Annotated in this window: 26 protein-coding genes, 2 pseudogenes and 1 CRISPR repeat array; of the genes and pseudogenes, 14 read left to right on the top strand and 14 right to left on the bottom strand. The window is 33.8% G+C overall.

What is annotated here, in order from left to right:
* Nucleotides 1-1,424: pseudogene (locus tag B6C84_RS09545) on the top strand (hypothetical protein); the annotation flags it as partial.
* A gap of 200 nt (nucleotides 1,425-1,624) precedes the next feature.
* Entirely contained in the window at nucleotides 1,625-2,158 is a 534-nt protein-coding gene (locus B6C84_RS09540) for a hypothetical protein (RefSeq protein WP_086320690.1), read from the top strand.
* Between the two features lie 73 nt (nucleotides 2,159-2,231).
* Here B6C84_RS09540 and B6C84_RS09535 read toward each other — a convergent pair whose 3' ends face one another.
* Complete coding sequence (locus B6C84_RS09535) at nucleotides 2,232-3,137, bottom strand: LysR family transcriptional regulator (protein WP_086320689.1); 906 nt, start codon at nucleotides 3,135-3,137, stop codon at nucleotides 2,232-2,234.
* 225 nt (nucleotides 3,138-3,362) lie between these two features.
* Between B6C84_RS09535 and B6C84_RS09530 the strand changes: the two genes are divergently transcribed.
* From B6C84_RS09530 to B6C84_RS09520, 3 genes are all read left to right on the top strand, one after another.
* The gene (locus tag B6C84_RS09530) at nucleotides 3,363-4,565 is read left to right on the top strand and encodes an MFS transporter (protein WP_086320688.1); all 1,203 of its coding nucleotides are present in this window, start codon (nucleotides 3,363-3,365) and stop codon (nucleotides 4,563-4,565) included.
* Between the two features lie 33 nt (nucleotides 4,566-4,598).
* A complete protein-coding gene (locus tag B6C84_RS09525; protein WP_086320687.1) occupies nucleotides 4,599-5,390 on the top strand; it encodes a Vgb family protein in 792 nt (263 codons plus the stop codon).
* 193 nt (nucleotides 5,391-5,583) lie between these two features.
* Entirely contained in the window at nucleotides 5,584-6,231 is a 648-nt protein-coding gene (locus B6C84_RS09520; RefSeq protein ID WP_086320686.1) for a hypothetical protein, read from the top strand.
* A gap of 98 nt (nucleotides 6,232-6,329) precedes the next feature.
* On the opposite strand, the gene B6C84_RS09515 is transcribed toward B6C84_RS09520, so the two are convergent.
* The 7 genes and pseudogenes from B6C84_RS09515 to B6C84_RS09475 form a co-directional block, all read right to left on the bottom strand.
* A complete protein-coding gene (locus B6C84_RS09515) occupies nucleotides 6,330-6,773 on the bottom strand; it encodes a hypothetical protein (protein WP_034902637.1) in 444 nt (147 codons plus the stop codon).
* Nucleotides 6,774-7,480: 707 nt separating this feature from the next.
* A complete protein-coding gene (locus B6C84_RS11865; protein ID WP_108720923.1) occupies nucleotides 7,481-7,579 on the bottom strand; it encodes a helix-turn-helix domain-containing protein in 99 nt (32 codons plus the stop codon).
* A gap of 101 nt (nucleotides 7,580-7,680) precedes the next feature.
* Complete coding sequence (locus B6C84_RS09500; protein WP_086354394.1) at nucleotides 7,681-7,917, bottom strand: hypothetical protein; 237 nt, start codon at nucleotides 7,915-7,917, stop codon at nucleotides 7,681-7,683.
* Nucleotides 7,918-7,921: 4 nt separating this feature from the next.
* On the bottom strand, nucleotides 7,922-8,152 hold the full coding sequence (locus B6C84_RS09495; RefSeq protein ID WP_086354393.1) for a hypothetical protein: 231 nt from the start codon (nucleotides 8,150-8,152) through the stop codon (nucleotides 7,922-7,924).
* A gap of 12 nt (nucleotides 8,153-8,164) precedes the next feature.
* Nucleotides 8,165-11,236 (bottom strand): RHS repeat-associated core domain-containing protein, encoded by a 3,072-nt coding sequence (locus B6C84_RS11745; protein ID WP_483400861.1) that lies wholly within the window; start codon nucleotides 11,234-11,236, stop codon nucleotides 8,165-8,167.
* A gap of 132 nt (nucleotides 11,237-11,368) precedes the next feature.
* Nucleotides 11,369-11,527: pseudogene (locus B6C84_RS11760) on the bottom strand (DUF6531 domain-containing protein); the annotation flags it as partial.
* A 23-nt stretch (nucleotides 11,528-11,550) separates the two neighbouring features.
* Nucleotides 11,551-11,824: direct repeats of the CRISPR family, unit length 29 nt; unit sequence CGGTTTATCCCTATGTGTATAGGGAACAC.
* Nucleotides 11,825-11,919: 95 nt separating this feature from the next.
* Entirely contained in the window at nucleotides 11,920-12,501 is a 582-nt protein-coding gene (locus B6C84_RS09475) for an IMPACT family protein (protein WP_086320685.1), read from the bottom strand.
* A 60-nt stretch (nucleotides 12,502-12,561) separates the two neighbouring features.
* On the opposite strand from B6C84_RS09475, the gene nfi reads away from it, so the two are divergent.
* Nucleotides 12,562-13,227: a deoxyribonuclease V gene (nfi, locus tag B6C84_RS09470; RefSeq protein ID WP_165601671.1), complete on the top strand. Its 666-nt coding sequence runs from the start codon at nucleotides 12,562-12,564 to the stop codon at nucleotides 13,225-13,227.
* Entirely contained in the window at nucleotides 13,217-13,963 is a 747-nt protein-coding gene (locus B6C84_RS09465; RefSeq protein ID WP_165754915.1) for a tRNA1(Val) (adenine(37)-N6)-methyltransferase, read from the top strand. Before nfi ends, B6C84_RS09465 begins: the two co-directional genes overlap by 11 nt.
* 15 nt (nucleotides 13,964-13,978) lie before the next feature.
* On the opposite strand, the gene B6C84_RS09460 is transcribed toward B6C84_RS09465, so the two are convergent.
* The 3 genes from B6C84_RS09460 to apt form a co-directional block, all read right to left on the bottom strand.
* Complete coding sequence (locus B6C84_RS09460) at nucleotides 13,979-15,388, bottom strand: basic amino acid/polyamine antiporter (RefSeq protein ID WP_086320683.1); 1,410 nt, start codon at nucleotides 15,386-15,388, stop codon at nucleotides 13,979-13,981.
* Between the two features lie 44 nt (nucleotides 15,389-15,432).
* On the bottom strand, nucleotides 15,433-16,203 hold the full coding sequence (gene ddaH / locus B6C84_RS09455) for a dimethylargininase (protein ID WP_086320682.1): 771 nt from the start codon (nucleotides 16,201-16,203) through the stop codon (nucleotides 15,433-15,435).
* A gap of 242 nt (nucleotides 16,204-16,445) precedes the next feature.
* Nucleotides 16,446-16,991 (bottom strand): adenine phosphoribosyltransferase, encoded by a 546-nt coding sequence (gene apt / locus B6C84_RS09450; RefSeq protein WP_086320681.1) that lies wholly within the window; start codon nucleotides 16,989-16,991, stop codon nucleotides 16,446-16,448.
* A gap of 270 nt (nucleotides 16,992-17,261) precedes the next feature.
* On the opposite strand from apt, the gene B6C84_RS09445 reads away from it, so the two are divergent.
* The 3 genes from B6C84_RS09445 to B6C84_RS09435 are packed head-to-tail and all read left to right on the top strand — an operon-like array spanning nucleotide 17,262 to nucleotide 20,741.
* Nucleotides 17,262-18,608 carry a vWA domain-containing protein gene (locus B6C84_RS09445; protein WP_086320680.1) on the top strand — a complete coding sequence of 449 codons (1,347 nt, stop codon included), beginning with the start codon at nucleotides 17,262-17,264 and terminating at the stop codon, nucleotides 18,606-18,608.
* A 2-nt stretch (nucleotides 18,609-18,610) separates the two neighbouring features.
* A complete protein-coding gene (locus B6C84_RS11490) occupies nucleotides 18,611-20,053 on the top strand; it encodes a sensor histidine kinase (RefSeq protein WP_133052282.1) in 1,443 nt (480 codons plus the stop codon).
* Between the two features lie 4 nt (nucleotides 20,054-20,057).
* A complete protein-coding gene (locus tag B6C84_RS09435; protein WP_086320679.1) occupies nucleotides 20,058-20,741 on the top strand; it encodes a response regulator transcription factor in 684 nt (227 codons plus the stop codon).
* Between the two features lie 154 nt (nucleotides 20,742-20,895).
* On the opposite strand, the gene B6C84_RS09430 is transcribed toward B6C84_RS09435, so the two are convergent.
* Nucleotides 20,896-21,954, bottom strand: coding sequence for a bifunctional transcriptional activator/DNA repair enzyme AdaA (locus B6C84_RS09430; RefSeq protein WP_086320678.1), 1,059 nt, complete (start codon nucleotides 21,952-21,954; stop codon nucleotides 20,896-20,898).
* 336 nt (nucleotides 21,955-22,290) lie between these two features.
* Here B6C84_RS09430 and B6C84_RS09425 point away from each other — a divergent pair, with 336 nt between their 5' ends.
* Nucleotides 22,291-22,941 (top strand): DUF421 domain-containing protein, encoded by a 651-nt coding sequence (locus tag B6C84_RS09425; protein WP_086354408.1) that lies wholly within the window; start codon nucleotides 22,291-22,293, stop codon nucleotides 22,939-22,941.
* A gap of 82 nt (nucleotides 22,942-23,023) precedes the next feature.
* Here the strand turns inward: B6C84_RS09425 and ispE are convergent, their stop codons facing one another.
* A complete protein-coding gene (gene ispE, locus B6C84_RS09420) occupies nucleotides 23,024-23,866 on the bottom strand; it encodes a 4-(cytidine 5'-diphospho)-2-C-methyl-D-erythritol kinase (RefSeq protein ID WP_086354409.1) in 843 nt (280 codons plus the stop codon).
* 9 nt (nucleotides 23,867-23,875) lie between these two features.
* Nucleotides 23,876-24,496, bottom strand: coding sequence for a lipoprotein insertase outer membrane protein LolB (gene lolB / locus B6C84_RS09415; protein ID WP_034902600.1), 621 nt, complete (start codon nucleotides 24,494-24,496; stop codon nucleotides 23,876-23,878).
* Nucleotides 24,497-24,655: 159 nt separating this feature from the next.
* Between lolB and hemA the strand changes: the two genes are divergently transcribed.
* From hemA to B6C84_RS09400, 3 genes are all read left to right on the top strand, one after another.
* A complete protein-coding gene (hemA, locus tag B6C84_RS09410; RefSeq protein ID WP_086354410.1) occupies nucleotides 24,656-25,927 on the top strand; it encodes a glutamyl-tRNA reductase in 1,272 nt (423 codons plus the stop codon).
* A gap of 88 nt (nucleotides 25,928-26,015) precedes the next feature.
* Nucleotides 26,016-26,216 (top strand): DUF1289 domain-containing protein, encoded by a 201-nt coding sequence (locus tag B6C84_RS11860; RefSeq protein WP_082205068.1) that lies wholly within the window; start codon nucleotides 26,016-26,018, stop codon nucleotides 26,214-26,216.
* Between the two features lie 118 nt (nucleotides 26,217-26,334).
* Nucleotides 26,335-26,577, top strand: a complete 243-nt coding sequence (locus B6C84_RS09400; RefSeq protein ID WP_034902590.1) for a zinc ribbon domain-containing protein — start codon at nucleotides 26,335-26,337, stop codon at nucleotides 26,575-26,577.
* Nucleotides 26,578-26,618: the final 41 nt, after the last annotated feature.

Below are 26,618 nucleotides of genomic sequence, written 5' to 3'. Positions count from 1 at the left end.
ATCGGGCATCGGGCATCGGGCATCGGGCATCGGGCATCGGGCATCGGGCATCGGGCATCGGGCATCGGGCATCTAACTTATTATCCTATTCTTTCCAGCATTTTTTAAAATTCAAGTTACTTATTATTTTCTTATATCCAACTATAGTACCTTGTACTTATGGCTTAAGCAGTTTCACTATCAATGTTATACAGGGAAATAGTCCCAAGGTGGTTAATAAACAAATAGTGGCAGATAAGTACGGTTTTACTGTAAATAACGTATTTTATAGTGAAACAACAGGTAATATAAAAGAAGAAATTAAAGAGTTTGATGGTGATTTAACTTTCTCCCAATTTGTCGTAAAAAAATTTGATTATCAAGAATTAGACAATCAAATTAATTATCAAGATATAGATGGTGATGGTATCGATCCTTTCCAACCATTTTTAATAACTACAACTATTTGGCAATGGTTTGATGCTAATGGTAATAAAATAATGCCTAGAGATAATCAGATAATTGGCTGTGGTAGTGGTTATTCAATGCCATTAATGTTAGAGATCAGCAATCAAATACAGACTTTTTCACAATATGGTATTCCAAGACATAGTGATTTGGTAACAATAAAAAAAGTATACAAAATCACTGCAATATCAAAGTTATGCTATGCAAAACCTTATGCTATAGAAAAAAATCCAGAGCATCAATGGTTAAGCTTTGACCTATCTTCTAATTTTCTTAGATGGAATGACCCTAATTATACGGTTAGAACTCTAGCTGGTGGTGGATATAATTCAGATTATGTGCCTAATTGGGGATTTAAAACTGAGCCTACTTTATCTGGCGGTAAAAAATTTCCTACAACGGGGTTTGATGGTGCCAAATTTCAGTTAGTACTAACAGGTGCAGCGAGTGATTATACTTTTACAATTCCAAATAACCCAGGAGGAAAAGTTGAAGTCGATGAGAAAGGTTATGTCACTTTAAATGGTAAACCCAGTGGAAATGTAACTGTCCGTGCAATATTAAAGAGAGATTCAACTATAAAACATGATTATACCTTTAATCCTACTAGTGTATGGGCAAAACCAATTAAAGGATTTTGGAGTCATTGGATGGATGCTATCAATATATGTACAGAAGATAGAATGCTTTCTTATAAAGAATTAACAAATGCACCTGAATACAAACTTAGTGGAAGTTTTAAAATCGTCAATGGTTATACACGAGCAATTGGTGAGGGGCTTTTGCCTGAATGGGGGTATACCGTTCAGCAATCTTATCCGAACTCTAATTGGGAGGATGATAGAGATAGATATTGGACTAAAGATCGTTATTATGGCAGTGATTATGGACAGCATGTCGATGTGAGTATCTCGACAGGATTAGTTGGAGTAGATGCTGAAGATGTCAATGCTCCTAATTTTCTAGTTTGCAAGTAGAAGCCAAAAATAAGATGGAATCAATGCTTTTTATTATGGTGATTTTGCTTAATTAGTCACTTCTTTTGATGGCTATAACTTTATAATTATAAAAAGTATTGAATAAATCATGAAGACTAAAGTATGAAAAAGAAAGTCACCAAGTCACCGGCGTGATAGCGCGTTAAGCGTTATCACGCCGAGGAATTTACGAACAAAAAATGAACATTAACATTAAAGAGAAATTAAAAGTTAGTCAAAGACAAGGTTTTTTAAGCCTAATTGATGAAGGTTCTTTTTTACGAATCTATAATCAATCGGCTTTTATTGTTACCCAAATATTGCAACATAATTTTAAAATATCAGCATATACAATTGGAAAATTACAACAATATCAATTTGTTTATTGTGCTTTTCCAAAACGGAATTTGCATTTTTATTTTAAAAATATCCACAAAACAGCATGGGGTTATCAATTAACCGGTGAATATGACTTAGCTGATTATGATAACTGGTTTAAGCAGTTTTTTGCTCAAACTAATAATAATCTAAATAAAAATATCACTGCTCAACAATCAGATTCACATTTAGCTTCTGCATATTTATTTTCAAATGAGCGAAGCGTAGAAAATAAAGGCAAGCATATCTATTTAAATCCGAAACAAGTCATGTTTTTAAGAAATTGGCAACGTGGTTATGATAACAATATTGTTATCGAAAACTTTATTGAAAGTTTACAACGTAAATTACGGTAAACACCAATATATTAAAAAATGAAAATTTTGAGGAGAGGTGTTTTTTGCGATCCTAATAAAGCCATTCTATAGTTTAACCGCGCTTAAAATAATTTATTATCGCCTGATTAACTGCGGTGATTTTTAAATCTTTACGCCAAATCAGATAAATATTTATTTTTAATTTTTTATCTTGATTTGAGATCAATTTTTTATAGGTAACTCCATCAACTTTAGCTTGCGCCATAGATTGTGGTAGAAGCATCATCGCCTTACCTAATGCAACCTCTAGTAGCATAGATAAATTATCAGCAAGTTCGGCTCGACGAGATAGTGGATGGGCTAGTTTATTGAATACTTGTTCACATTGATCGTAAAAAAAAGGATTAACCTGCTGTTTAAACCAAAACAGCGGCAAATCAGTTACATCATTTAGATTTACTTTGTTTTGTTGACTACATGGATGACTTGCCGGTAATACTAATGTTACTGGTTCTTGATAAATGAGTAATGAGTTTTCACTAAAATCTCTAGTTGGATAATCGGAGACAATTGCAAAATCGATATTGCCTTTTTGTAATTCAAGCAGTAGTTCTTTTGATGTGTAGTTATGTTTATATATTTTAGTTTCATCTCTAAACTCTGACAAAAATAATTTGAAATAAGGAATATAGTCAAATGATAGAGTTTTTGTTGTCCCTATCGTGACTTTTTCAAGAGTATTTGTTTTAGTTGATTTAGTGATATTGCAAAGATCATTTAATAATTGGGTTACTTTTGATTTTAATATTTCACCTTCTTTGGTTAATACAACATTGTGTGAATTTCTTAAAAAAAGTGTGTTTTGTAAAGTATCTTCCAAATTTTTAATTTGTGTTGAAAGAGGTGGTTGACTAATACCTAGTTTTTCAGCTGCACCAGTAAAACTGAGTTCTTCACAAACAGCAATAAAATATTGTAATTGCTTAATTGTTGGTAATCTTTTGCTATAGATATCCATAAATTTTATTATCCTTAATAAACTATTTTACTGGCTTGCAAATGGTTGTGTAATTTATCTATTTCAATTCAGACTATTATTATGAATGAGAACTTTATTTTTTGCATTTGTTTATGTGATTTTTCTGCAATACGAATTTCGTATAACAAAATATGTATTTCTCTATTCTTATTTTGTTAGCTAACCTTTCTTAACTTTAATCAATTTTTAATTAGTATTTCGTTTATGGATTCAATATCTAAAGAAGAACCTGTACAAATAAAATCCAGTATAGTGCTGTCAGCATTATTAATCGTGCTGTTAGTTGGCTCGGTTTATATCAGCCAACTTATCTTTCAAGAGATCTCTCAAACTTATCATATTGATATTTTAGCTGCCAGAAATGTGTTTAGTTTATCTTGCTTTTTTTATGCTATTTCGTTTTTTATTTATGGTCCGCTATCAGATAAAGTCTCAACAAAATTACTTGTTCTAATCGGAAGTATTGGGGCGGTTTGTTGCCTACTTTTATCGGTGATTATTGATAATTTTAATTTGTATTTAGTTATCATGTCATTAATCGGCTTTTTTGCCGCAGCTGTTCCTGCTGCATTATTCGCTTATACGGCTAAAAACACACCGAATCATAAATTATCCCAAGCAATGGGAATTATGATCTCAGCTTCGATTGTTGGCATTATTTTTAGCCGAAGTGTGATTGCAATGTTGACAGATTTTTGGTCTTGGCAAGTTGCCTTCGCCATATATGCCGGTTTGATAACCATAGTATGTCTTTTTGTTCCTTTTAGTATAAAACAATCGAGTCATCAATCTTCAACCACCAGTGTACTTGGTACTTATTTAGCGGCAATTAAATTACTGTTTGATAAAACTGTGATTATATTTTTATCTGTCGGTTTTGTACTCTTCTTTGTTTACTTAGGATTATCTTCATTACTCACATTTTATCTAAAAAGTGCACCTTTCTCTTTATCTGCAACAGTTTTGGGATGGCTTAATTTTGCCGGTCTCAGCGCGGTTATTGGTACCATAATTACCAGTAAATTATTGCAGGTTTTAAATGAACGCTATCTTTTAATTATTTATTTGCTAGCTATAGGTGCATCGGTTGTGACTATTGGCTATAGCTCAAGTTTATTTATTATTGGCTTAGGTATTTTTAGTTTGTTTTTATTTGTATTTGGTCTTCAGCCATTAGTTATTGCTATGCTTAACAAAATTGTGCCAATTAACTCGCGCGGTGCAATTTCATCTTTATATTTACTTTCTTGTTTGGCCGGAGGCAGTATTGGTACTTATTTATTAGGCATCGTTTATCAAAATATGGCTTGGAATGGCGTGATAGTTATTTGTGTTGTGTTGGCAATAGTTAATCTAATTTTAGCGTTAGTTGGCATTCAACTTATCAAAAGTAATCATAGAAAATAAAATTGTAGGTATTTATTAATAAGGAGACTCATCATGAAAAAAAGATTGTTACAATTTTCACTATTTATATTTTGTTGTTTTTATGGAGCATTCTGTATGGCTGATTTAACTAAAATTTCTTCAAGCTTTAGTGCACCAACAGGCATTGCGTTTGATAGTAAGGGATTAATGTATGTAACCAATTGGTCAGGTAACTCAGTTACGAGAGTCAAATCAAATGGTGAAACAGAGACTTTTTATTCAGGTATATCTTCACCAGCAGGTATCGTTATTGATGGAGAAGATAATGTTTATGTTTCATCATATGGAGATGATTACATTGTAAAAATTGATAGTAATGGTAAATCAGAAAAAATATCTGATGGTTATCATACTCCTACCGGTATCGCTTTTTCTAATCAAGGTCAATTACTTATTACTAATCGTTCAACAGGTGAAATAGTTTCTCTTGATCTTAAAACCAAGCAAAAAAGTATTATTGCTCGTGGATTAACAACACCAGTTGGTGTTACTCAATTAGCTGATAATAGTTTAGTTGTTTCACAATACAGTGGTCGTTTAACCATGATCAGCCCTAATGGTAATAAAACTGAGTTAGGTTCGGATTTTAACCGTCCCGGAGTTGGTATTGTCACAGTTGCACCAAATATTGCTGCCGTTATTGATAATGGTGCTGGAATGGTTCGACAAATTGATGTAAAAACTAAAAAAGTATCGACCTTAGTTGGCAATTTATCTGGAGCAGTAGCGTTAGCTTATCATAATGGTAGCTATTATATTGGTACTTGGGGTGACGGTACAGTATATGAGTTGAAAGATAAATAGAATTACATTAAGACTCTTAATAATTTTTACACATCATTAACTAACAATAAATATTTTGAGGGTATAGGATAGCATAAAATAATCGGGGAATATCTATATGCGATAAGTCAAAATATAAGAGGTAATTTACATCCAATCATTATGTTCTATAATAATTATGTTTATCATTAGATGAATAATGTTAGGAATATCAATGAAACAACGAATAAAAAAACCTTATTATGCTTTCGATCCTAAACAATCGCATTTTTTGTTTGAGCGTACAATTAGGTTTGAATCACGAGCAGAGCTTTTTGCAAAAATTCCCCAAATAATTCGTCGTATGTATTTCCCTAAAAAGACAATAATTGTTTTCGTTGGTATGATTATAGCCTTTATCCTAGCTATTATAGTAACGTACATCATAAGTTTATCATCTCCTTCTTTGGCCCGCAAAATTGGTGAGTATTCGGTTCTAATTCCATTGATTGATATAGGGATTTTAATCTATCTTGTAAATTATTATTTCAATGTATATTTAGAAATACGTTTGACTAAGATACTTTATAAAAATGTTGAATGGCCTGTTGAATGTTATTGTGCTTATTTCGAAGAAGGTATTTATATCAAATCGATCGATATGGAAGGAATTTTTTATTGGGATGATTTTATGGCAATATGCTGTAGCGAGGATGTACTTGTCTTTCATTTTTGTCCAGCAGGTACCAAAAGTGGAAAATTTTTCAAGCAATATTATCCTCGATTAGATAATGTTTACATTTTTATTGATGGTGATACGCAAGTGAGGTCGTTAATCAGTGCTGTTAATGAATCTTATAAAGATTTAGTTGTATTTAAATAATTGAACCGAAGATTTAACTCTATTTTAGCAATTTTTTGACCAGTAATATTTAGCTTTGCTGGTCAAAAATAGTTAAATTTCACTAGAAAACAAACGTCTTATTCTTTAATACGATCACAAACATATTCTTCTTTAAATTTGCTAGTTGGTTTGTTGTTTTTATCGATGATTGTATATGTACCGTTTAGACTAAAACTATCTTTTGATAGGTATTTAATCTTTTGAGTTCTTTGTCTATCATATTCCGTATACTCAGGTCTTTTGTAAATATCCTCTAGATTAAAAGGCATTAAATCTTCTTTATATAAAGATAAACTTACAAAAAGCTTTCCATCTTTTTTGGTAAAAATGTATTTATTTTCCTCGAACTCTGGATCACCAAAATCTTGTAACTTACCATTCCTTGATTCTGCTTCTTGCGAGCTAACTTTGCAGTTCCACTCACCAAGTAACATCTCCTCAGTGACCTTTTGCCCATCACTATCGTTACCGCAACCATACAAAGCAAAACAAGCTATCCCAAATAAAGTAATTCTTTTCATGCCATCTCCTTTTTTGGCAATAGTAAGTTATTTAGGAATTCTGGGCAATAAAAAACCGCCAGAAGGTGGTTTGTTTGAATTTGAAGTTAATTCCTGTACACACAGGGAACTCAATAGCCCTATGTGTATAGGGAACACGGAGATAGAACAAAATTTGACGCGAAAAGTTCCGGTTTATCCCTATGTGTATAGGGGAACACCGGTAAAATCTGGTCGATTAAATCGATACCTTCGGTTTATCCCTATGTGTATAGGGAACACGATTTATTTATTGATGAAATTGAAATTGATTCTGGTTTATCCCTATGTGTATAGGGAACACATGCCCGCATTGTCATAAAAAATGCCCAAGATTGATTAGCCCTATCATCAATCCTGATCGTCCCCAATTTATATGTACGCATTGTAATAAGTCGTTTAATCCATTAACAAATACCCCATTTCATAAAATGCACTTTATAGACTTATGGCTTCCCTACATAGACCTTATAAGTGAAGGGATAAGTCATGCTGGAATTGATCGACAATTAGGTGTTTCAAAACGGACTTTAATTTATTGGCGTAAAAATTTTTTAAAACAAATAAACATCATGCAACTTGATGCTTTAAGCCAGTGGATTGATTGGCAAAAAAGCCGCTATCAATTTATTACCAGTTCAAAAAATAAAAAAACAAAATAGCGCTTAATGCAGCCTTAAACTTACTCCTTACCTTTTTCCCCGAACATAACGAGAAGGCCAAAGTTCATGTAATGGGATTCCTAATGCGTCAGATATATGTTTCTCAAGCCGATCAACGTCTAACATGTACTATTTCATTAATGGATAAAGTTTAATAGCTTATGTGGGCTAAAGTTCATCCCAACTAATACAGGTTGGCTTGTGTATGGAAATATCAAATCTATCACTTAATTATTGTTTTTTTCACACTTATCTAAAAAATTATCAATTAATTTATTACTATGTTCGACTATATCTGTCCATACTGGACTTTTATCTACTATTTCTTTTGCTTCTTTCAAAGTTAATCCATAATGATTTTTTAAAAATTTTATAGAGTCTATGATTGAGAGCCCCTTGTGATGAAGTTTAATAATGACATCATCAAAGTTTTGAATTTTATTAAATTCATTTGCTTTTTTCATTTTGCTATTTCACGAACTGTTCTATAAGTTTGTCATAATTTAAGATAGGCCTTTCCAAGGCTTCCATATAAAGTACTAAATCTTTTTTTAATTCTTCTAAAGAATCACCTCTAGGTGAAACCACATTATTACTAAAGTAGTTTATATTTCCATCTTCATCATAATAGACCTCATATATCCCTAACCCATTCAAATGACTATTCATTACACGATAGTTCCATGTGGTTTTTTTCATTTTTATCTCTCATTAATGATAATCAACAATCTCATGTATATTTATTGCGCCATCTTTGGTTTCTGAAAAAATGACTCTCATTCTTCCTCGGCCCTTTCCTGACCCAACCAAATCAATAGCTGAAGTTCCTTTTCTATCTCCTGTTAGTACATGCTGGTTTCTACCAGGTTTTCCTTGAGCTAAAATATCTTTTGCTTCTTCGTATGCTCTAAGCTGTTGGGGATTGAGTTTTCCTGCTTGTGCAACAACTTTCTCGTCCTCTACTATAGTCTTCCATGGCTGGTTATTACCACACCATCCCCAAGGATCAACCCACCCTGTAGGATTGATGGTATAACTATACAAGTTAAATCCGCCCAATAATCCTATAGGATCTTGAGTAGTAAATCTACCTACCTGCGGATCATAATACCTAAAAGTATTATAGTGAAGTTCTGTTTCTTCATCAAAGTATTGGCCTTGGTATCTGAGGTTTTGCTCTATTTCATTGATGCGTAAACTTTCTACCTCACCCCATGCTTTGTAGTTAGCCTGCCATACAATGCTGCCTCGTTGATTCGTTAGCTCTAGCGGTGTTCCTATTTGGTCTGTATGGTAGTAGTAAATCTCTTGTTGGCTATTTACTTTATCTACTCTAGCTAAAGGTATATAGCTATTAGGTTCATAGATATAGGTGATTTGTTTGTGTGGTGTTTGTTCTTGCAGTAGTCTTAGTCCTTGCCAGAGAAATTGAGTTTGTGTTTTTTGTTTACGTTGAAGGTCATCAATTTGTTTTTTTATCCTACGTCCCAAGCAATCATATTGGTAGGTGCTTTCCAAGATAAGTTTGCCATTGTCATAGGTCTGAGCTTTAATTAGGCGGTTTTCACAATCGTAGCTGAATGTTTGGTGTTTGGTAAGACCAATGGATTTTTCAACGACATTGCCCCATGCATCATAGTTAAGATGGATATCGCCATAGTCGGTAATGCGATTGTGTAAAGCAAATCGTTTGGAAGGTAAAACTTGTGCAGGTAAGAAGTTACCCGCAGCATCACTGGTGAAATGTTCTTGTTGAATGGGGCTAGTGACGCTTTGCAGTTGACCATTTTCTGCATAGCCATAGTCTGTTTTACCTCTGGCTTTATCAAGCAGGGTTGTGAGTTCGCCAGCGGGGTCATAGTGATACTGCCTAAAGAGGACATTATCACGGCTTTTGAGTTGTCTATCTATGGGCAGTTGCTGTGTGTTGGTTAGAGTGGTCAGCTCTTCTAGTGGTTTTTGGGAGGCATATTGCCAGTGTTTACGACCTTGTGCATCGTAGCCAAAACGACTGGTTAAATGACCTTGGGTTCTTAATATTTCACGGTGCAGGTCATCGCGCTCAAAATCGCTGATAATAAGTTGATCTAAGCTAATTTGATGCAGATGACCACTGCCATAGTATTGATGAATAAACTGCTTGCCATCAGGTAAGGTCAAAGAGGTGAGGTTATCTAGCGCATCATATAGATACGCTAAGTGACCTTGTAGGTTTTCTTCTTGAAGTAAACGTCCTTTTAGATCATAACTAAAGTTGACTTTGTCTTCAATGATACCGAGTGTTTTACCTTTAGCTGTGGGCTTACGGTCAATCTGTGTTAACTGTTCAGCTTGGGTATATTGGTAGTGATAAACAGCATCTTCGGTGGTTTTTGTTAATAAAAGACCCGCTTTATTTCTTTCAAGAAAGGTTATTCGCTCAGTAGTTTTAAGATGTTGATCAATGCCCATTTCTGTAATAGCGGTTAGGTAGCCATCAGGGTTATAGCTGTATCTTTTGCTAATCCCATCAATACTCACTTCTTCAGTTAGTCTATCACTATCATCATAGCTAAAACGATAGGCTTCGTTGTTTTCATTAAAGAGTGAGGTCAGACGCTGGACTACGTCATATTGGTAAATAATGGTTTGGTCTTTAGGGTCAAAGCGTTTGGTGAGCAACCCTCTAGGATTTCTCGATAGATAAACCGTTTGACCTTTACCATCGGTATGGCTTAGTAGTTGGCCCATAGCATTGTAGGTGAAGCTTTCCTGTATACCATCGGCATGAATAATATGGGTAACTTCACCTTGTGGTTTGCGTAACAGCCGAATTTTTTCACCTATCGCATTGGTTCTACTGGTCAGGTGGAGATTTTCGTCATATTGATATTCGGTGACTTTATTGGAGCAGTCGGTATAACGTTGTACTTGTCCCAATTCATTCCATAGAATAGTGTTACGGTTCTCTAGGGCATCGACAATAGCGTAAGGTACACCATCCTCTGTTGGGTAATAGTAGGTTGTATTGCCTAGCTGATCTGTTTGGCTAATGATGCAACCTTTATCATCATATTCAGCTTGCCAGCAGCTATTATCTGGAAAGGTAATTTGTGTTTGTAAATCGGTCGCTTGATGGTAGGCGTAGCTTACTTTTCTACCTAGTGGGTCTGTCTCTTCAATAAGACGTGAGAGTTCATCATATTTAAGGCTGATTTTATTGTCATTGGGTAGGATATAGGTGATAAGGTTGCCATTATCATCATACTCGAGTTGATACGCTTCCCCTCCAAAATCTCGACAATAGGTCATCTGGTAGCGTTCATCATAACGGATCTCTGATTGGCGTTTTAACGCATCTGTAATCCGTGTTGAACGATTTTTTAAATCGTAGTCAAAATGATAATGTTCGCCATCACTTGTCCAGTGCTCGATAACTCTGGGCTGGTTATCTAAGGTTTGCCAACGGTAGTTACAGCTAAAGCCTAAACCGTTTTGATGTTGCACCATAAGACCATCTTGATAGTCAAATAAACGTGTGGTATCACCATTACGATTAATAACAGCAATCAGTTGCCCATCATGGTTATAGCGATATTGCACCATTGTTTCAACAGCTTGGTTATCAATAATACGCACTATTTCAGTAACTTTACCTTTGGGATGTCGGTAATGTAGGTGTAGCCTAATACCACCTGTTGCTGTTATATCGGTCAGTTGGTCATTGTCATAGTTAAAGTGGATATAGTGACCAAACTTATCTTCTATGCGTTGTAGGTAAGCTTTTTCACCATTATCGAACACCTCTCCAAAATAATAGAATTGGTCATTTAAGGTCTGGATGGCATAATGACCACCTTCGGTACGAATCAAAAAAATTTGTTCATCAGCAAGATAGATTTTTTGGCCTTCTTCGATAATTTCAAAAGGTAGCGTTCTTCCCTGATTATCAACGTGGTAAAGGATGTTGTTTTCTTGGTAAAGGTGCTGCTCATAAGGTAGTATCCAACCTTTACCTAGCATACTTTCATAGTGCAGATCACTGGCATAAAAACGTGACCACACGATAGGCATATAACCAGGCAGAATAAAATCTACTTCATCTTCTGGTTTTAAGACGGTTTATCCCTATGTGTATAGGGAACACCACAACAAAAATTTGTGTTGGATTGAGATATACGGTTTATCCCTATGTGTATAGGGAACACATAGAAAATAGCAAGGAATCATAAATGGCAGGCGGTTTATCCCTATGTGTATAGGGAACACGGCTCAGTGATTTCTTCATTCTCGCCCTTTCCCGGTTTATCCCTATGTGTATAGGGAACACAGGTGTTCCCGACCAATATTCACGACTAAAAACCGGTTTATCCCTATGTGTATAGGGAACACTCTAATTATAACCGTTTGTTTTATAATTAAAATACGCATTCTACAATTTCTACCAATTTTTTTGCTGTATTTGGATGGATATTTACACAGGTGTTTTAAGTCTTGATAATCACTCTACCGCGAGTAATATCGCTAATATTTTTTTTAAGTATGACTACATTATCTTGTGTTATAGCAATAATGACAGTTACACCTTCAGCATCAAAATTTTGTTGTTCAATGACTGCATCTAGTTCTTTTAAGCGGTTTTCAATAATTGGCCATTCATTGTAATAGCAATGAAATTGTAATGATGTTCTAGCAATAAGTTCGATTAATTCTGCTTGTTGTAAGCAGTGACTAGCCGAACCACCGTAAGCCCGAATGAGTCCGCCTGTGCCTAATTTGATGCCACCAAAGTAGCGGGTGACCACCACTACCACCTGATCACAATCTTGACCTTCAATGGCCGATAGAATAGGGCGGCCGGCGGTGCTGGTTGGTTCACCATCATCATTAAAGCGATACTGTTGACCAATTTTCCATGCCCAACAGTTATGTGTTGCATTTGGATCACTGATGTTGTCGATAAACTCGGTTGCTTGCTGAGCATTAGTAATTGGAGCTGCATTGACAATAAAGCGGCTTTTTTTTATCTCTTCGGTTAATTGGCTAGGATTTGTTAATGTATAAGGCATACTAATTCTGGTAAAATCGTTTTATTGTAACTCATAATACTGAGCAAAATTGAAATGTCTATCAATTTAGCACAATTAAAACTTTCACAACAACAATTAGCCGAGCAGGTAAGCTTGGTGGATAATTTTAATCCAACAATAAAACTAATTGGTGGTACTGATGTTGGGTTTGAGCAAGATGGCTCGGTAACGCGTGCAGCGATAGTGACATTGACTTTTCCCGATTTTGATGTAGTTGAGTATCATATTGCTCGATTGGATACGAGCTTTCCCTATATTCCGGGTTATTTGTCTTTTCGTGAGTATCCTGCTTTGCTCAATGCATGGCAACAGTTAAAGCAAAAGCCCGATTTGTTATTAGTTGATGGGCAGGGAGTTGCTCATCCAAGACGATTAGGTATCGCTAGCCATCTTGGTTTATTGTTAGATATGCCAACTATTGGCGTTGCAAAAAGCAAATTATGTGGGCAATATCAAGAGCAAACAAAACAAGCGGGTAACGTAACCCCTTTGCTTGATAAACATGAACAAATTGGTTGGGTTTTGCAGAGTAAAAATAACTGTAATCCGTTATTTATTTCCGCAGGGCACAAAATTAGCCAAACTAGCGCATTACATTGGGTAAAACAGTGTTTACGAGGTTATCGATTGCCTGAACCAACTCGCTGGGCTGATGCAATTGCATCGAATAAACCATTATTTAGAAAATTTAAGCATGGCAAATAATCAATTACCATTAAAACAAGGTGGTTTTACCTTTAAACGTTTTTTTGTTGCTCACGACAAAAGTCCAATGAAGGTGACAACGGATAGTTGTTTATTAGGCGCATGGGTACCAATTAAATCCGATGTACAACATGTCTTAGATATTGGTACCGGATGTGGTGTAATTGCTTTAATGTTGGCTCAACGTTTAGAACATCAAACATGTCAAATTGATGCGATTGATATTGATATGCAAGCGGTATTGCAATGTCGAGAGAATAGCTTAAATGCAGGCTTTAAAAATATTAAGCCATTAAATATCGATGTAAATCAATTTAAAACCACTGAACGAGGGTATTATGATTTAATTGTCACTAATCCTCCTTATTTTCAGTCAGCTGTAGAGTGTAGAAGTTCAGAGAGGCAGTTAGCCCGTTATACTGAAAGTCTCAACTATCAACAACTTATTGATGTAGTAAAACGATTATTAAATCCGCAAGGGTTGTTTTGTTTGGTTTTACCTTATCATCTTGCCGAGCAATTTAAGCAATTGACTACGTCAAATCAATTATATTTGTGTCATGAACTGCAAGTTAAATATACAGCCAATAAAGACTATTCATTAGTATTGATGGCATTTTCATTTAATCAGCATGCTAATATTGAATGCCAATCACTGTGTATGCGAGATGAAGAAGGGCGTTATTCCCAACAATTTAGACAATTGTTGGCCGATTTTTATCTATTTCGAAAATAACGCCTAGTTCGTTGATTAATTAGGAATGATATAAAAGTAAATAATGGCAATAATGGCTAGTACCACTATAGCTATGGCATAGATTTTATCATGTAAATAGCTAAATGCTGACAATTGTCTTTGCTTTCTAGCATAAAGATAAAACAGCAGCCCAAAACTATATAAGATCATTGATAGTAGCAAATATGATATGCCGCCAGCATAGATTAACCAAAGTCCATATAGCGAACCAAATGCGCCGATGAAAATTAGGTATTTTCTAGGTTGATGTATTGCTAATTTAAACATAAACAGTGCTGAAAGTAGATATGGGATAAGCACCATAGATGTTGATAATTGAATCAGCGTGTTATAACCTGATTCATAAAAATGAGCAAGTATAATCAACAAGCTAATTAAGCTGGTCGTTAACCACAAAGCATTGGCTGGTGTACTGTTTTTATTAAGTTTACCAAAACAGCTAGGGACAGTATGTTGTTTACCTTGACCGGCTAAAAATAGCATTTCTGCAGCTAACATTAACCAAGACAATAATCCTCCACTTACAGAAACTATCAAACCAATATTAATAAATGTGGCCCCCCAACTACCAACGACATGTTCAATTACTAGTGCCATTGACGGATTTTTCATTTGTGCGAGTTCATGTTGTGGCACAATGCCTAATGAAAGAACAGAAACACAAACTAATAAAAGACTTGTAATGGCAAAACCAAAAAAGGTGGCTCGACTTATACTGATTATATTTTTCGCTCGTGCAGCATAGACAGTAGCACTTTCAATCCCCAAATAAACCCATACTGTATATAGCATAGTATATTTTACCTGATCAATGATTGAACCTAATTGTGGTGTTCCCCAAAAATCAGTGTTAAAAGTTGAAACTTTAAAGGCTAAAACAACACAAACGATAAATAAACCGATAGGTACAATTTTAGCTAGCGTTACTAGGCAATTAAGTAAAAATGCTTGGTAAATTCCGTTAATGACAAAAAAGTGCATAATCCATAAAAGGATAAGTCCGGCAATAACGGCAGGAATTGTCGTACCATTACCAAAAAATGCAAAACAATCAAAAGAGCCTAATGCACTAAATAAGATAACTAAATAGCTAGTACAAGACATCCAAGCTGATATCCAATAACCCCACGCGGCATTAAAACCGATATAATCCCCAAATCCTTCACGAACATAACCATATAAACCTTCATTAATTTTATAAAACCGAATAGAAAGATATTGAAATATTCGTGTCAGCATAAACATGCCGAATAATGTTACGGCCCAGGCGATAAGTATCGCACCAGCACCGGCGCCTTCAGCCATATTTTGTGGTAGGCTAAAAATACCACTACCGACAATACTTCCCACCACCAGTAATGTGAGAGGAAGTATGCCAAGCTTTTTTCTTACTGGTGTATTCATATTGTTTTCTTATTTAGTTGGTTTAATTTTTGTGGTTTTTTAAATTAAAATCGCAATGACATACAGCTTACTCCACCATCAATTTTGCGATATTCTGAAGTATCAACTTCAATGACCTGATAACCGAGTGCTTCAATTTTGGCTTTAGTAATAGGATAACCAGCCGGCATTATCACTCGTTCATTGACCCATATACAGTTAGCGGCATAACTTTCTTGTTCAGGGATTTCAATGATATTGAGATGTTGAAATTCTGGCTTAGTAATAAATTCACCTGCAGCTAATAAGTTATTGTGTTCCAAATAGGCAAGTCCCGTTTTTAAGTGTAATACTTTTTCTAAAGTGACGACCGAACCAGTTAAACCGTATTTTTGCAATATTGCAATCATTTGGTTTGCACCTTCTTGATTGGTTCGAGCGGAAAGACCAATGTAAAAGTGATTTTCAACCATCATGATGTCACCCGCTTCTACGGTGCCTGGTGCCTTAATATATTCAACTTTATTTGGATAAAAACGACTAACAGCCTCAGTAATTAGTTCTGTTTCAGCTCGACGAGATTCGGCTCCTGGTCTAGTAATGATTACGCAATGAGGTGTACAAAGGGCAACATCTTCAACAAAAACTGAATCAGGAAATTCTTCACTGGCTGGCAGAATGGTGATATCGACATCACATTGTTGTAATGCTCGAATGTAGCTGTTATGTTGATCGAGCGCTTTTTGATAGTCAGGTTTGCCTAGATTAGCTGACGTTAAGCCATTAATTAATGATTTCGCCGGTGTTCTAGCAATGATATGACTAAATTTTTTCATCTTATAAATTCCTTGTAATAATTATGCAGTAATTTTGAATAATAATTCATTAAAAAAACAAAATCAAGCTTTTTGATTAGCTTATAGATTTGTAATATGCATTTTTATGCTATTTTCTTGATCAGAAATATTGAGAGGAATTTATAAATGGTGAGCAACAACAATTAATTGTTTATATTTAAAATAAGCATCGCTAATATGAGATTAGAAGTAGGGCGAATTATCGCCCGATAATATAAAGATTATTCACCAGCAAAATCGACTAACGTATAGCAGTTGATTCCCATAGCGGTTAATTTGGTTTTACCCTGTAAATCAGGTAAATTGATGACAAAAGCGGCATCTTCAGCGATCCCTCCCGCTTTTTGAATTAATTTAGCGGTTGCTGCAACGGTCCCTCCTGTTGCTAGTAGATCGTCAATAATCAATACTCGCTCATTAGGTTTTATGGCATCACAATGCATTTCTAAAGTATCGGTACCATATTCGAGTTGATATTCTTCTCTATAAACGTGACGCGGTAACTTATTCGGTTTTCTAACAGGCACAAAACCAACACCTAAGGCTAAAGCAAGAGGGGCGGCAAAAATAAAACCACGCGCTTCGGTACCAACAACTTTATCGATTTTTTTATCTTTATAATGCTCAATTAAAAGATCGATTGATGTTCTGAAGGCGATTGGGTCTTCTAATAAACTGGTAATATCCCGAAATAAAATCCCTTGTTTAGGATAATTAGGTATAGTAATAATACTATTTCTGATAAGTTCAAGTTTTGATTGAGTCATATTAAATGTTCTCTAACTATTCTCTTTAAGAGCAAATAATATTTTATTATATACCTATGCGGTTTTGACTGGCAATAAACAAACAGTTAACACACCGTAAAATCTAGAGATTGGTTAGTTTAAGTACGAATAGACATATTTTTAAACGATAATTTTATCTCGGTTATGATTTTACTTTTTACAAATTTCTACAATTAAATACATTAATTAGACAGTTTATTTGGCAATTGGTGAATAATTGAATAAACTTTATACAGGAAGGGAAACACTATGAAATTTATTAAAATATTTGCCATGTTGGGGCTTTCTATTTGTAGCTTATTAAGCTATGCAGAACAAAACAGTGGGGTGAAACAAATTCAAGTTCGTTCAGAATTGTCTTCACCAGTTATAATGGAAGGCCATCCAGAAAAAAATTACTTAAAAGTCTCATTATCAGGCCAAAAAATTGATACCAATAAACGCGTTCCTATTAATTTAGCGATTGTTATTGATAAATCAGGTTCAATGGGTGGAGAGCGCATCGAAAGAGCGAGAGAAGCAGCTATTTTTGCGGTTAATTTATTGAATGAAGAAGATACGCTATCTATTGTTGCTTATGATAATGAAGCAAAAGTGATTGTGCCTGCAACCAAAGTGAAAAATAAACAAAAAATTATACAATTAATTAATAAAAATGTTTTTGCCGGTGGAGGAACAGCTTTATTTGCTGGCTTAAGTAAAGGTATTAAGCAAGTTGAAAACCAACTGACAAAAGATAAAGTTAATCGTATTATTTTGCTATCTGATGGTCAAGCTAATGTTGGTCCAAGCTCAGTAAATGAGCTATCTGAATTGGCTATTATTGCCGCGAAAAAGAATATTGCTATTACCACTATGGGGATTGGTTCTGATTATAATGAATTATTAATGTCATCGATCGCAAGTTATAGTGATGGAAATCATGTATTTGTAAATAATTCTGCCGATCTCGAAAATGTGTTTGTTCACGAATTTACTGATGTAATGTCAACTATTGCTCAAGACGTTGTGATTACTATTCAATTGAAAGATGGTGTTAAACCTGTGCGTTTACTCGGTCGAGATGGCGTGATCAAAGAGAATCAAATCACGGTTAAAATGAATCAATTGTTTTCAAACCAAGAAAAGTATGTATTGTTAGAAGTGATACCTGATGAAGGTAAAGTGGGTCAAAATAAAACTTTAGCTCAAGTTGATTTGAAGTATGATAATTTATTGGTAAATAAGATTGAACATCAAACTCAATCGGTTAACATTGCGTATACCAATAATCAAAAATTGGTCGAGGATTCAATAATCCAAGATGTCTTAGCAGAGTCAGAAATTCAAAAAGTGACAATTGCCAATGAAAAAGCATTAGAGCTCTATGATCAAGGTATGCAAGAGCAAGCAGAAATGATGCTTATAGAAAATAGCAGTAGACTTGCATCATTTTCAGACATAATCGTATCACCTTCGTCAAAAGCGAGATTAAATGGCCAAATTGAGAAAAATAATATTATGGCCGATGCCGTTAAAAATCAGAATAGAAATGTTTCTCGTAAAATAATAACTCAACAACAGTTTGACTCAAAAAGTAATGTAATTAAAAAATAGTTATGAAGAAATTAACAACGATTTTATCTTTATTGATATTAATGACATTTATAAGTTATTTAGGTTGGCGAAGCGTTGAACATGAGGTTTTATTACGAGAAAATAATGAAACCTTACTCGCTAAAAGTCATATGAATAATATCAAATTATCGATTGAATCGTTGTTAAATCAGCGAGTTTCTTATCTTAGTCGTTTGGCATTACAAATTGATAACAACTATGCTAAAGCTGAATATTTATTAGGTACAGAAGCTGATATTAAAAATATTTTTATCATCAACAAAAATAGGATTTTATTTTTAAGTGATTTTGATGATTCTCAATGGCATAAATTAGTTGAATCAATTGCTTTAGATAATTCTGTTTTGCTCCATCAACAAGATCATACTGAACAGTTTCAACCAAGCTCTGGTTGGTATCAAATGTATAACCACTTAATTTATTGGACAATCCAATCGGATAATATTATTGGTTTTGAACTTTCCAATATAAAATTTTCATTTGACACTATCAATTTATTAGATAAACAAGTTTTTGCTGATAATTTTAGATTATCTGATGGCGATAAACAAATTTATAGCAATGGTGAAAAATTTGATAATGAAATTTCGATTGTCTTTGATTATCCCTTGCAAAATTGGCATTTAACTTATTATTATCCCTCTCCAAATTTAGTTAATTTATATCTGCTAGGTGCAGGTGTTATTGGCTTATTCCTTATTGTTCTGCTTGGACTTATTTGCTATGCCTATCGAGAATATAGCCGAACTTTGCGTTTAGCAAAACAGCAGGTGAGTTTTGTTGGTCAAGTATCACATGAATTTAAAACCCCTTTGACCAATATTACACTATATTCTGAAATGTTATCCGAATATTTAGAAGATGAGCCGACACCTGTTCCTGAATATTTGCACATAATTCGTGCTGAAAGTAAACGATTAACTCGATTGGTGCAAAATGTTTTAACTTTTAATAAGCCAAGTCGTTTAAATATAAAACAAGTAAATTTAACCATACTAATTAAACAGATATATCAAACTTTTAAACCTATTTTAGAGGCTAAATCATTACAACTGAACATCACTACTCTTGAAAATGATTGTATAGTTGATACTGATGAAGATAGTGTCATGCAAATTCTCAATAACTTTTTGAGCAATGCCGAGAAATATGCTTTTAATGGTAAACGAATTGATTTATCTTTGACCAGAAAAGGAAAACTGGTAACAATTACTGTTCGTGATTATGGAGATGGTATTGCCAGCCATCTATTAAAACAGATTTTTGAACCATTTTATCGAGTCAATTCATCGATAACTGAAGGAGTTTCGGGTACAGGAATCGGTTTGACGATTGCCAAGCAGTTAGCTAGTCAGATCCACGGAGAGATTAAAGTTATGAATCATAATCCTGGAATGGCATTTTCACTGATATTAATGGAGTAGTAGAATGAAAATTTTAATTGCTGAAGATGATAAGCACATCCTTAATGGCATGTCAGATTTGTTAGAAAAAGAGGGTTACATTATTATTAAAGCTGTTAATGGTAAAGTTGCGCTGGAACTATTCAATCAATACCAACCCGATTTTATTATTTTAGATATTATGATGCCCGAGCTTGATGGCTATTCTGTTTGCCGTGCAATCCGTAAATTAAATGAAGATGTGCCAATTTTATTTTTATCCGCTAAAGATGAAGAAATCGATCGGGTTATTGGTTTAGAACTAGGTGCTGACGATTATATGAATAAACCTTTTGGTATTCATGAGCTTAGAGCAAGAATTAAGGCTATTGCTAAACGTTATTTAAAATCTAAACATCGAAATCTTTCTAAAGAAGATTATTTTCAATTTGGCGATTTAAATGTATATCCTACCGAATTATACGCTAAAAGAAATGATCAGATTATTGAATTAACTTTACGAGAAATTAAGATTTTAGAATGTTTATATCAATATAAAAATCAAGTTGTTACTCGAGATATGCTTTTTGATTATGTATGGGGATATGATTTTTTACCTAATAGTCGAACTCTTGATCAACATATTTCAAAATTGAGAAAACAAATAGAAATTAACCCAAGCATACCAACTTTAATAAAAACGGTACATGGAATTGGTTATAGACATTAAATTTGCTATACACTCTATTGAGCTGATTTTTCAGTATTTTAAGTAATCATCTCAAAAAGAGATGACGTTGTATAAAGCAATTTTCTTCTATAGTTTTTACAATATCATCTAACTGAGCATATTGATTGACTCATAATTATTTTTTGAATAATTATCAGTTTTTACGATTTTTATTTTCATGTTCAATTAACCATTTTTTTCGTTCCAACCCACCGCCGTAACCAATTAGCTCTCCATTCGATCCTATTACTCGATGACAAGGAACAATAATTGCAACTCGATTACAACCATTAGCATTGGCTACAGCTCGAATTGCCTGTGGATTATTAATTCTTTGGGCTTGCTGTTTATAAGTGGTCAATTCTCCATAGGGAATGTGTTTCAAGCAATCCCAAACGGTTTGTTGAAATAGGGTACCTGGTGTATGTAAGGCAATGGTAAAGCTTGTTCTTGTTCCTGCAAAATATTCGGCAATTTCAACCTTAGCTTGTTTGATATGTTTATTTTCGCCAAAAATAATTTTCATTTTAAGTAGGCGTTGTAGTTGTTCAAATTCGGTTTCGAGCATTCTTCGATCTACAAACTCTAATAGACAAATTCCTTGGTTTGTTGCACAGATAAACATTGGACCTAAAGGCGTTGTTAATCTGTCGATTAAGATCACGTCTTGCTTATCGTCTGATGAAGGTGATTTTTTCATGATTTTTTTATAGGTATACCCAAATCCGCTTAAAGAATTGTAACCAGTATCAAACGCAGTGTTAATAACATTTTTTCCTGATTTTAATTCTTGAAAAGCATTGTTAATTCGATACATTCGTTGATAAGCATGGAAAGTAATTCCGTAATGTTTTTTAAACCAACGGCGAATAATTTCAGGACTTAGTTTGTTTTGTCTTAGCTGATAATCAGTAATCTTTTGTTTGGGATTATTATTAATCAATGCTAGGGCTTTAATTATCTCTTCGGGCGCTTGATTAGCGTTTTCGGTTGGTTTGCATATTTTGCAAGGTCGATAACCGGCATTAAGCGCTGATTTGAATGAATCAAAAAATTCGACATTGGCAAATTTTGGTTTTCTTGCTCGGCAAGTTGCAATACAAAATACCGAAGTGGTTTTGACTCCGACATAAAAGATCCCAATATAGCTATGATCTCTTTCAAGTAAAGCTTGGTAATAAGTCTCTTTTTGATTAGGGTTAGTTATTAGCATTTAATTCTGTCTTGTCTAGTAATTTCGAAAATTTATGACCTAAGCTTATTAAAAATGCTATACGTTGTGCAACCGAAAAATTGACAACTATTTTATTCACTTTCTTAGCAAATTTTTTAGCTGTTTAATAAAAATAAATTGCTAAAATGATTATTATCAATCTAATATTGATACATCACTTGTTATCACTAACGGTTTTTATTATTAAATAGTCATTCCTTAGTTCATTACAATTAATATATCTTGTGAAGAATTAACATTTAAATCTGTTTTTATCATCAACTTTAGTACTAATTGTTTCTATTACCTTAGGTATTTAACATTTTGGAGAGTACTATGCTTAGTTATCTTGATTTCCTTATTATTGCTTTGAAGTTGTTGGTTGTATTTATCTGTATTGTGTTATTTTTAAAAATAACCGGCAAAACTTCATTGTCACAAATGTCGAGCATTGATTTTATTGGAAATATGATTTTAGGTGGCATTGCTGGCGGGATTATCTATAACCCCAAATTAACCATATATGATTTTATTATCGTTTTGTTGATGTGGACGGCAATTATGTATAGCTCTAATTATTTAAAAAAACGCAGTCAAAATGCTAAGGCATTTATTGTCGGTAACCCAATTATATTGATGGATCAGGGTAAATTAAAATTGGACGCTTTCACCGCAATTAATTTAGATCTAGCCAGTTTTGCTGTATTACTAAGAATGAAAAATGTTTTTACTATTCATGATGTTGAAAAAGCTATTTTGGAACCGAATGGACAATTATCTATTGTAAAAAAAGGCGACAAAGATATATCAGTTATTGTATTAGAAAATGAACAACCAGTAGATGATGTTTTAAAACAAATTGGTAAAGATGAAAAATGGTTAAAATCAAACTTAGCAAAACAAGGTTATAAGAGTTTTGAAGGTCTTTATTGTGTAGAATATTATGATCATCGACTTTTTGTAATACCTAATGATGCAGTAAAATGAGTTTATGTTTTTATAGCTAATCACAGACCATATAAATTTAAATCACTTATATGGTCAATGATTATTGCTTTAAGAAAATTATTTAATTAGTGTACAGTGGTGATGAGTTTAATGATTTAGCAATAAAGCTTTTTACGGAGCAGGATTTAAGTTCGTTCTGTATTGACAACGCATGTTGCTTTGACTCACAACGTGTAAAAACACAAGCACCGGTGCCAGTTAATCTGGTTGGAGCATATCGCGATAACTGCTGAATAAGGTTATCAATTTCTGGGAAACGCTGACGTACTACCGCTTCACAATCATTACTAAAATCATCAATAGAAATTGACATCAGTTGTTCAATGCTACGCTTAGGTGTATTTCGTGGCAAATTTGGATCATTAAACACCGTGACCGTTGAAATTTCTATATTAGGGGAGCTGACTAAATACCAATATTGGGGAATATCAACTTGTTGCAACTGATCACCAATACCTTCTGCAAAAGCAGAATGCCCATAAATAAAAATAGGTACATCGGCACCAATTGTGCTACCTATTTCCATCAAGGTAGTTTGCGACAGATTTAAATTCCATAATTGATTTAATGCGACCAGTACTGTTGCTGCATTTGACGAAGCGCCACCAAGTCCTCCCCCCATGGGGATCATTTTATCTATGGCAATATCTGCACCAAGCTTATTATTGTTTACATAAGATTTTAAACGCTTAGCGGCTATAATAATTAGATTTTTATCTGCAGGAATATTATCAAATTGGGTTAATAGATTAATTTGCCCATCATCACGAGTCGTAATGGTCAATTTGTCGCAAATATCAATAAATTGAAACAAAGTTTGTAAATCATGATAATTGTCTGGGCGTCGCCCAGTTATATATAAAAATAGATTTAATTTAGCTGGTGATAACCATTGATTCATCATTATTATCCGTTATCGTAAGATCCAATTGCTAATTTTCAAACGAATTAATTCATCATCATGAGAAAGTTCAATGATAGCAGGTAAATCAATTTTTTTATTTTTATAGTTATAAGTAGAGTAGCTGCTAATCTTTAGTGACCATTTATTGTTATTTTGCATAAATGAGGTGGAAGATAATCTGCCTGAGCTATCAATTTTATCAGCTTGGCTATCATCAGAAAAACCTTTCAACCAATTATGTAAAGAATTAAGTGGGATATTAACATTGGATATTTTCTTCATTAATAGCTCCACATTAATATCCTGGTAGCGAGCGCCATTGTTATCAATTAATTCGGCGTAATTAGGTTCGGCTTTTAAGGTTAAAATATTTGTGCCAACTGGCGTAGTTAATTTTACGTCATAATAATTTTCAGATTGCTGTGTAATAAGAAAACGACCATAACTTTTAGTTTTCGTTCCTATATGAGCAATACTACCATTAACTTGAAATGAATTAATTTGTGCAAGAACTTGTTTATGGTTTTGCCATTGCTGTTCTACAGATACATTTGTTTGATATTTAGTTGTTTGGCACGCACTAAGAATAAACGGCAGAATGAATACGAACAAATATTTAATTTTAGACATAAATTAACTCTTTAGTTGTGTATGGTCAAAAGTAAGGCGTATTATAGCTGATAATTGGTTGAATAAGAAAAGGTAACTGAAATTAACCTTTATTATTTTTTTTAGGTATAATGAGTTCTTAATAAAAACTTTACAAACTATTATAAAAGAATCAATGCAATGTCTATTACTGTATTAGGTGTCAATCACAAAACAGCTCCCGTTTCTTTAAGAGAAAAACTGGCTTTTTCTACTGAGGTTATTGATAAAGCATTATATAGTTTATATCAGCACCCTTTAATTGCTGGTTGTGCCATCCTATCAACCTGTAATCGAACCGAAATTTACTTAAGTTATGATCATGAAAGTGATTTTCTGCGGGTAAGGCAATCGGTTGAAAATTGGTTAGCACAATATCATAGTATTGATTTGGCTTTATTTAAATCATCACTTTACTGTTATGATGGTCGGCAAGCAGTTGAACATCTGATGTCGGTAGCTTGTGGCATTGATTCATTAATTATTGGTGAACCGCAAATTTTAGGTCAAGTTAAACAAGCATATAGTTTTTCACAACAAAACAATTGTTTATCAACGGAATTGGAAAAACTTTTTCAATCCATTTTTCATGTAGCTAAAATTGTTCGTACTGAAACGAATATTGGCGCCAATACTGCATCGGTTGCTTATGCTGCCTGCCTAGTGGCGCGTGATGTTTTTACTGATACGTCTGCATTAAGTGTGATGTTAGTTGGAGCTGGTGAAACAATTGAACTAATTTCACGTTATCTCAAACCTCATGGCTTTAAACATGTCATTGTTGCCAATCGAACTCGAGACAAAGCATTAAAATTAGCTTCATCTATTGAGGCTGAAATCATTTCATTACCGGATATAGCTAATCGGCTGAAAGATGTTGATATTGTTATTAGCTCAACTGCTAGCCCATTACCTATCATTGGTAAGGGGATGGTAGAGCGCACTATGCATGAGCGAAATAATAAAAAGATGTTATTTATTGATTTAGCTGTACCTCGAGATGTTGAATCAGAAATTAGCCAATTGGAAGATGTGCATCTATTTACTGTCGATGATCTACAACAAACGGTACAAAATAATCTTGAGCAACGTGTAATCGCAGCCAATGAAGCCAAGTACATAATTCAAGAACAATCAGAGCAATATATTGATTGGTTAAAAACACGCCATGCGGTAGAGTATGTTAAACAGTACCGTAATAACGCTCAAACTATCAAACGTCAATTAGAATTAAAAGCATTAAATGCGATCAAACAAGGCGCCAATATTGACGATGTTATTTTTGAATTTTCGCATAAATTAACCAATAAATTAATCCACGCACCGACTCAAACACTGCTTGATGCTGCAACGCATGATTGTGATGATTGTTTTAAAGTCTTAAGTAAAGGATTAGGCTTAGAAGATAATTAATCTTTGATTGAATCTACAAAGGATGATGTAGTTATTGGACCAAATTGAATTTTTTGACATACCAAATCCTTGCCAAAGAGTATGTCAAATGGATAGGCAAGGGTATTGTATAAAATGCTATCGTTCTCGAGACGAAAGATTTAATTGGCTAAATTATTCTAATCATCAAAAACAAGAAGTTTTGCGGTTATGTAAACAAAGGGCCATAAGACGTTATTATCAATTTTTACAACAGCAACGACAACAAAATAACCAAATTACCTCTTCACAAATCGATTTTAATTTTTGATATTTAAACATCTATTTTTTTCATAACTTGTAATTCAGCTCAACTCGGAGTAGCATTTTTAAGTATATTATTCTGGTTTTGTATTAATTACCTTAGCTAATTAATGGGGATAGAAAATATGAAAATGTGTATTGCATGTGGTATGCCCATGACGGCTATTGCTGATTATCCTCTGCATGATATGTCAAAAAACTACTGTAAACATTGTGCTCATAACGATGGAACAATGAAATCATTTGACGAAAAATGGCACGAGGTAACACTTAAGTATGCCAATAATCATAATATTGATTATTCTGTTGCCAAAGAGACCGCTTATACAATTTTAAAAAAATTACCAGCCTGGAAACGCAGATGGTAGTAGAATTTTTAGGCAACCAACTGCATTTAGAATAATATCTG

This window comes from Gilliamella apis (assembly GCF_002142155.1).
GTDB lineage: Bacteria > Pseudomonadota > Gammaproteobacteria > Enterobacterales > Orbaceae > Gilliamella > Gilliamella apis.
This window is presented reverse-complemented; position numbering and strand designations above follow the sequence as displayed.

What these genes read in the sequence shown, in the direction of transcription:
- B6C84_RS09540 (WP_086320690.1), top strand. Translation starts at nt 1,625, where the DNA reads ATGAACATTAACATTAAAGAGAAATTAAAAGTTAGTCAAAGACAAGGT.
- B6C84_RS09535 (WP_086320689.1), bottom strand. Translation starts at nt 3,137, where the DNA reads ATGGATATCTATAGCAAAAGATTACCAACAATTAAGCAATTACAATAT.
- B6C84_RS09530 (WP_086320688.1), top strand. Translation starts at nt 3,363, where the DNA reads ATGGATTCAATATCTAAAGAAGAACCTGTACAAATAAAATCCAGTATA.
- B6C84_RS09525 (WP_086320687.1), top strand. Translation starts at nt 4,599, where the DNA reads ATGAAAAAAAGATTGTTACAATTTTCACTATTTATATTTTGTTGTTTT.
- B6C84_RS09520 (WP_086320686.1), top strand. Translation starts at nt 5,584, where the DNA reads ATGAAACAACGAATAAAAAAACCTTATTATGCTTTCGATCCTAAACAA.
- B6C84_RS09515 (WP_034902637.1), bottom strand. Translation starts at nt 6,773, where the DNA reads ATGAAAAGAATTACTTTATTTGGGATAGCTTGTTTTGCTTTGTATGGT.
- B6C84_RS11865 (WP_108720923.1), bottom strand. Translation starts at nt 7,579, where the DNA reads ATGTTAGACGTTGATCGGCTTGAGAAACATATATCTGACGCATTAGGA.
- B6C84_RS09500 (WP_086354394.1), bottom strand. Translation starts at nt 7,917, where the DNA reads ATGAAAAAAGCAAATGAATTTAATAAAATTCAAAACTTTGATGATGTC.
- B6C84_RS09495 (WP_086354393.1), bottom strand. Translation starts at nt 8,152, where the DNA reads ATGAAAAAAACCACATGGAACTATCGTGTAATGAATAGTCATTTGAAT.
- B6C84_RS09475 (WP_086320685.1), bottom strand. Translation starts at nt 12,501, where the DNA reads ATGCCTTATACATTAACAAATCCTAGCCAATTAACCGAAGAGATAAAA.
- B6C84_RS09465 (WP_165754915.1), top strand. Translation starts at nt 13,217, where the DNA reads ATGGCAAATAATCAATTACCATTAAAACAAGGTGGTTTTACCTTTAAA.
- B6C84_RS09460 (WP_086320683.1), bottom strand. Translation starts at nt 15,388, where the DNA reads ATGAATACACCAGTAAGAAAAAAGCTTGGCATACTTCCTCTCACATTA.
- ddaH (WP_086320682.1), bottom strand. Translation starts at nt 16,203, where the DNA reads ATGAAAAAATTTAGTCATATCATTGCTAGAACACCGGCGAAATCATTA.
- apt (WP_086320681.1), bottom strand. Translation starts at nt 16,991, where the DNA reads ATGACTCAATCAAAACTTGAACTTATCAGAAATAGTATTATTACTATA.
- B6C84_RS09445 (WP_086320680.1), top strand. Translation starts at nt 17,262, where the DNA reads ATGAAATTTATTAAAATATTTGCCATGTTGGGGCTTTCTATTTGTAGC.
- B6C84_RS11490 (WP_133052282.1), top strand. Translation starts at nt 18,611, where the DNA reads ATGAAGAAATTAACAACGATTTTATCTTTATTGATATTAATGACATTT.
- B6C84_RS09435 (WP_086320679.1), top strand. Translation starts at nt 20,058, where the DNA reads ATGAAAATTTTAATTGCTGAAGATGATAAGCACATCCTTAATGGCATG.
- B6C84_RS09430 (WP_086320678.1), bottom strand. Translation starts at nt 21,954, where the DNA reads ATGCTAATAACTAACCCTAATCAAAAAGAGACTTATTACCAAGCTTTA.
- B6C84_RS09425 (WP_086354408.1), top strand. Translation starts at nt 22,291, where the DNA reads ATGCTTAGTTATCTTGATTTCCTTATTATTGCTTTGAAGTTGTTGGTT.
- ispE (WP_086354409.1), bottom strand. Translation starts at nt 23,866, where the DNA reads ATGATGAATCAATGGTTATCACCAGCTAAATTAAATCTATTTTTATAT.
- lolB (WP_034902600.1), bottom strand. Translation starts at nt 24,496, where the DNA reads ATGTCTAAAATTAAATATTTGTTCGTATTCATTCTGCCGTTTATTCTT.
- hemA (WP_086354410.1), top strand. Translation starts at nt 24,656, where the DNA reads ATGTCTATTACTGTATTAGGTGTCAATCACAAAACAGCTCCCGTTTCT.
- B6C84_RS11860 (WP_082205068.1), top strand. Translation starts at nt 26,016, where the DNA reads ATGGATAGGCAAGGGTATTGTATAAAATGCTATCGTTCTCGAGACGAA.
- B6C84_RS09400 (WP_034902590.1), top strand. Translation starts at nt 26,335, where the DNA reads ATGAAAATGTGTATTGCATGTGGTATGCCCATGACGGCTATTGCTGAT.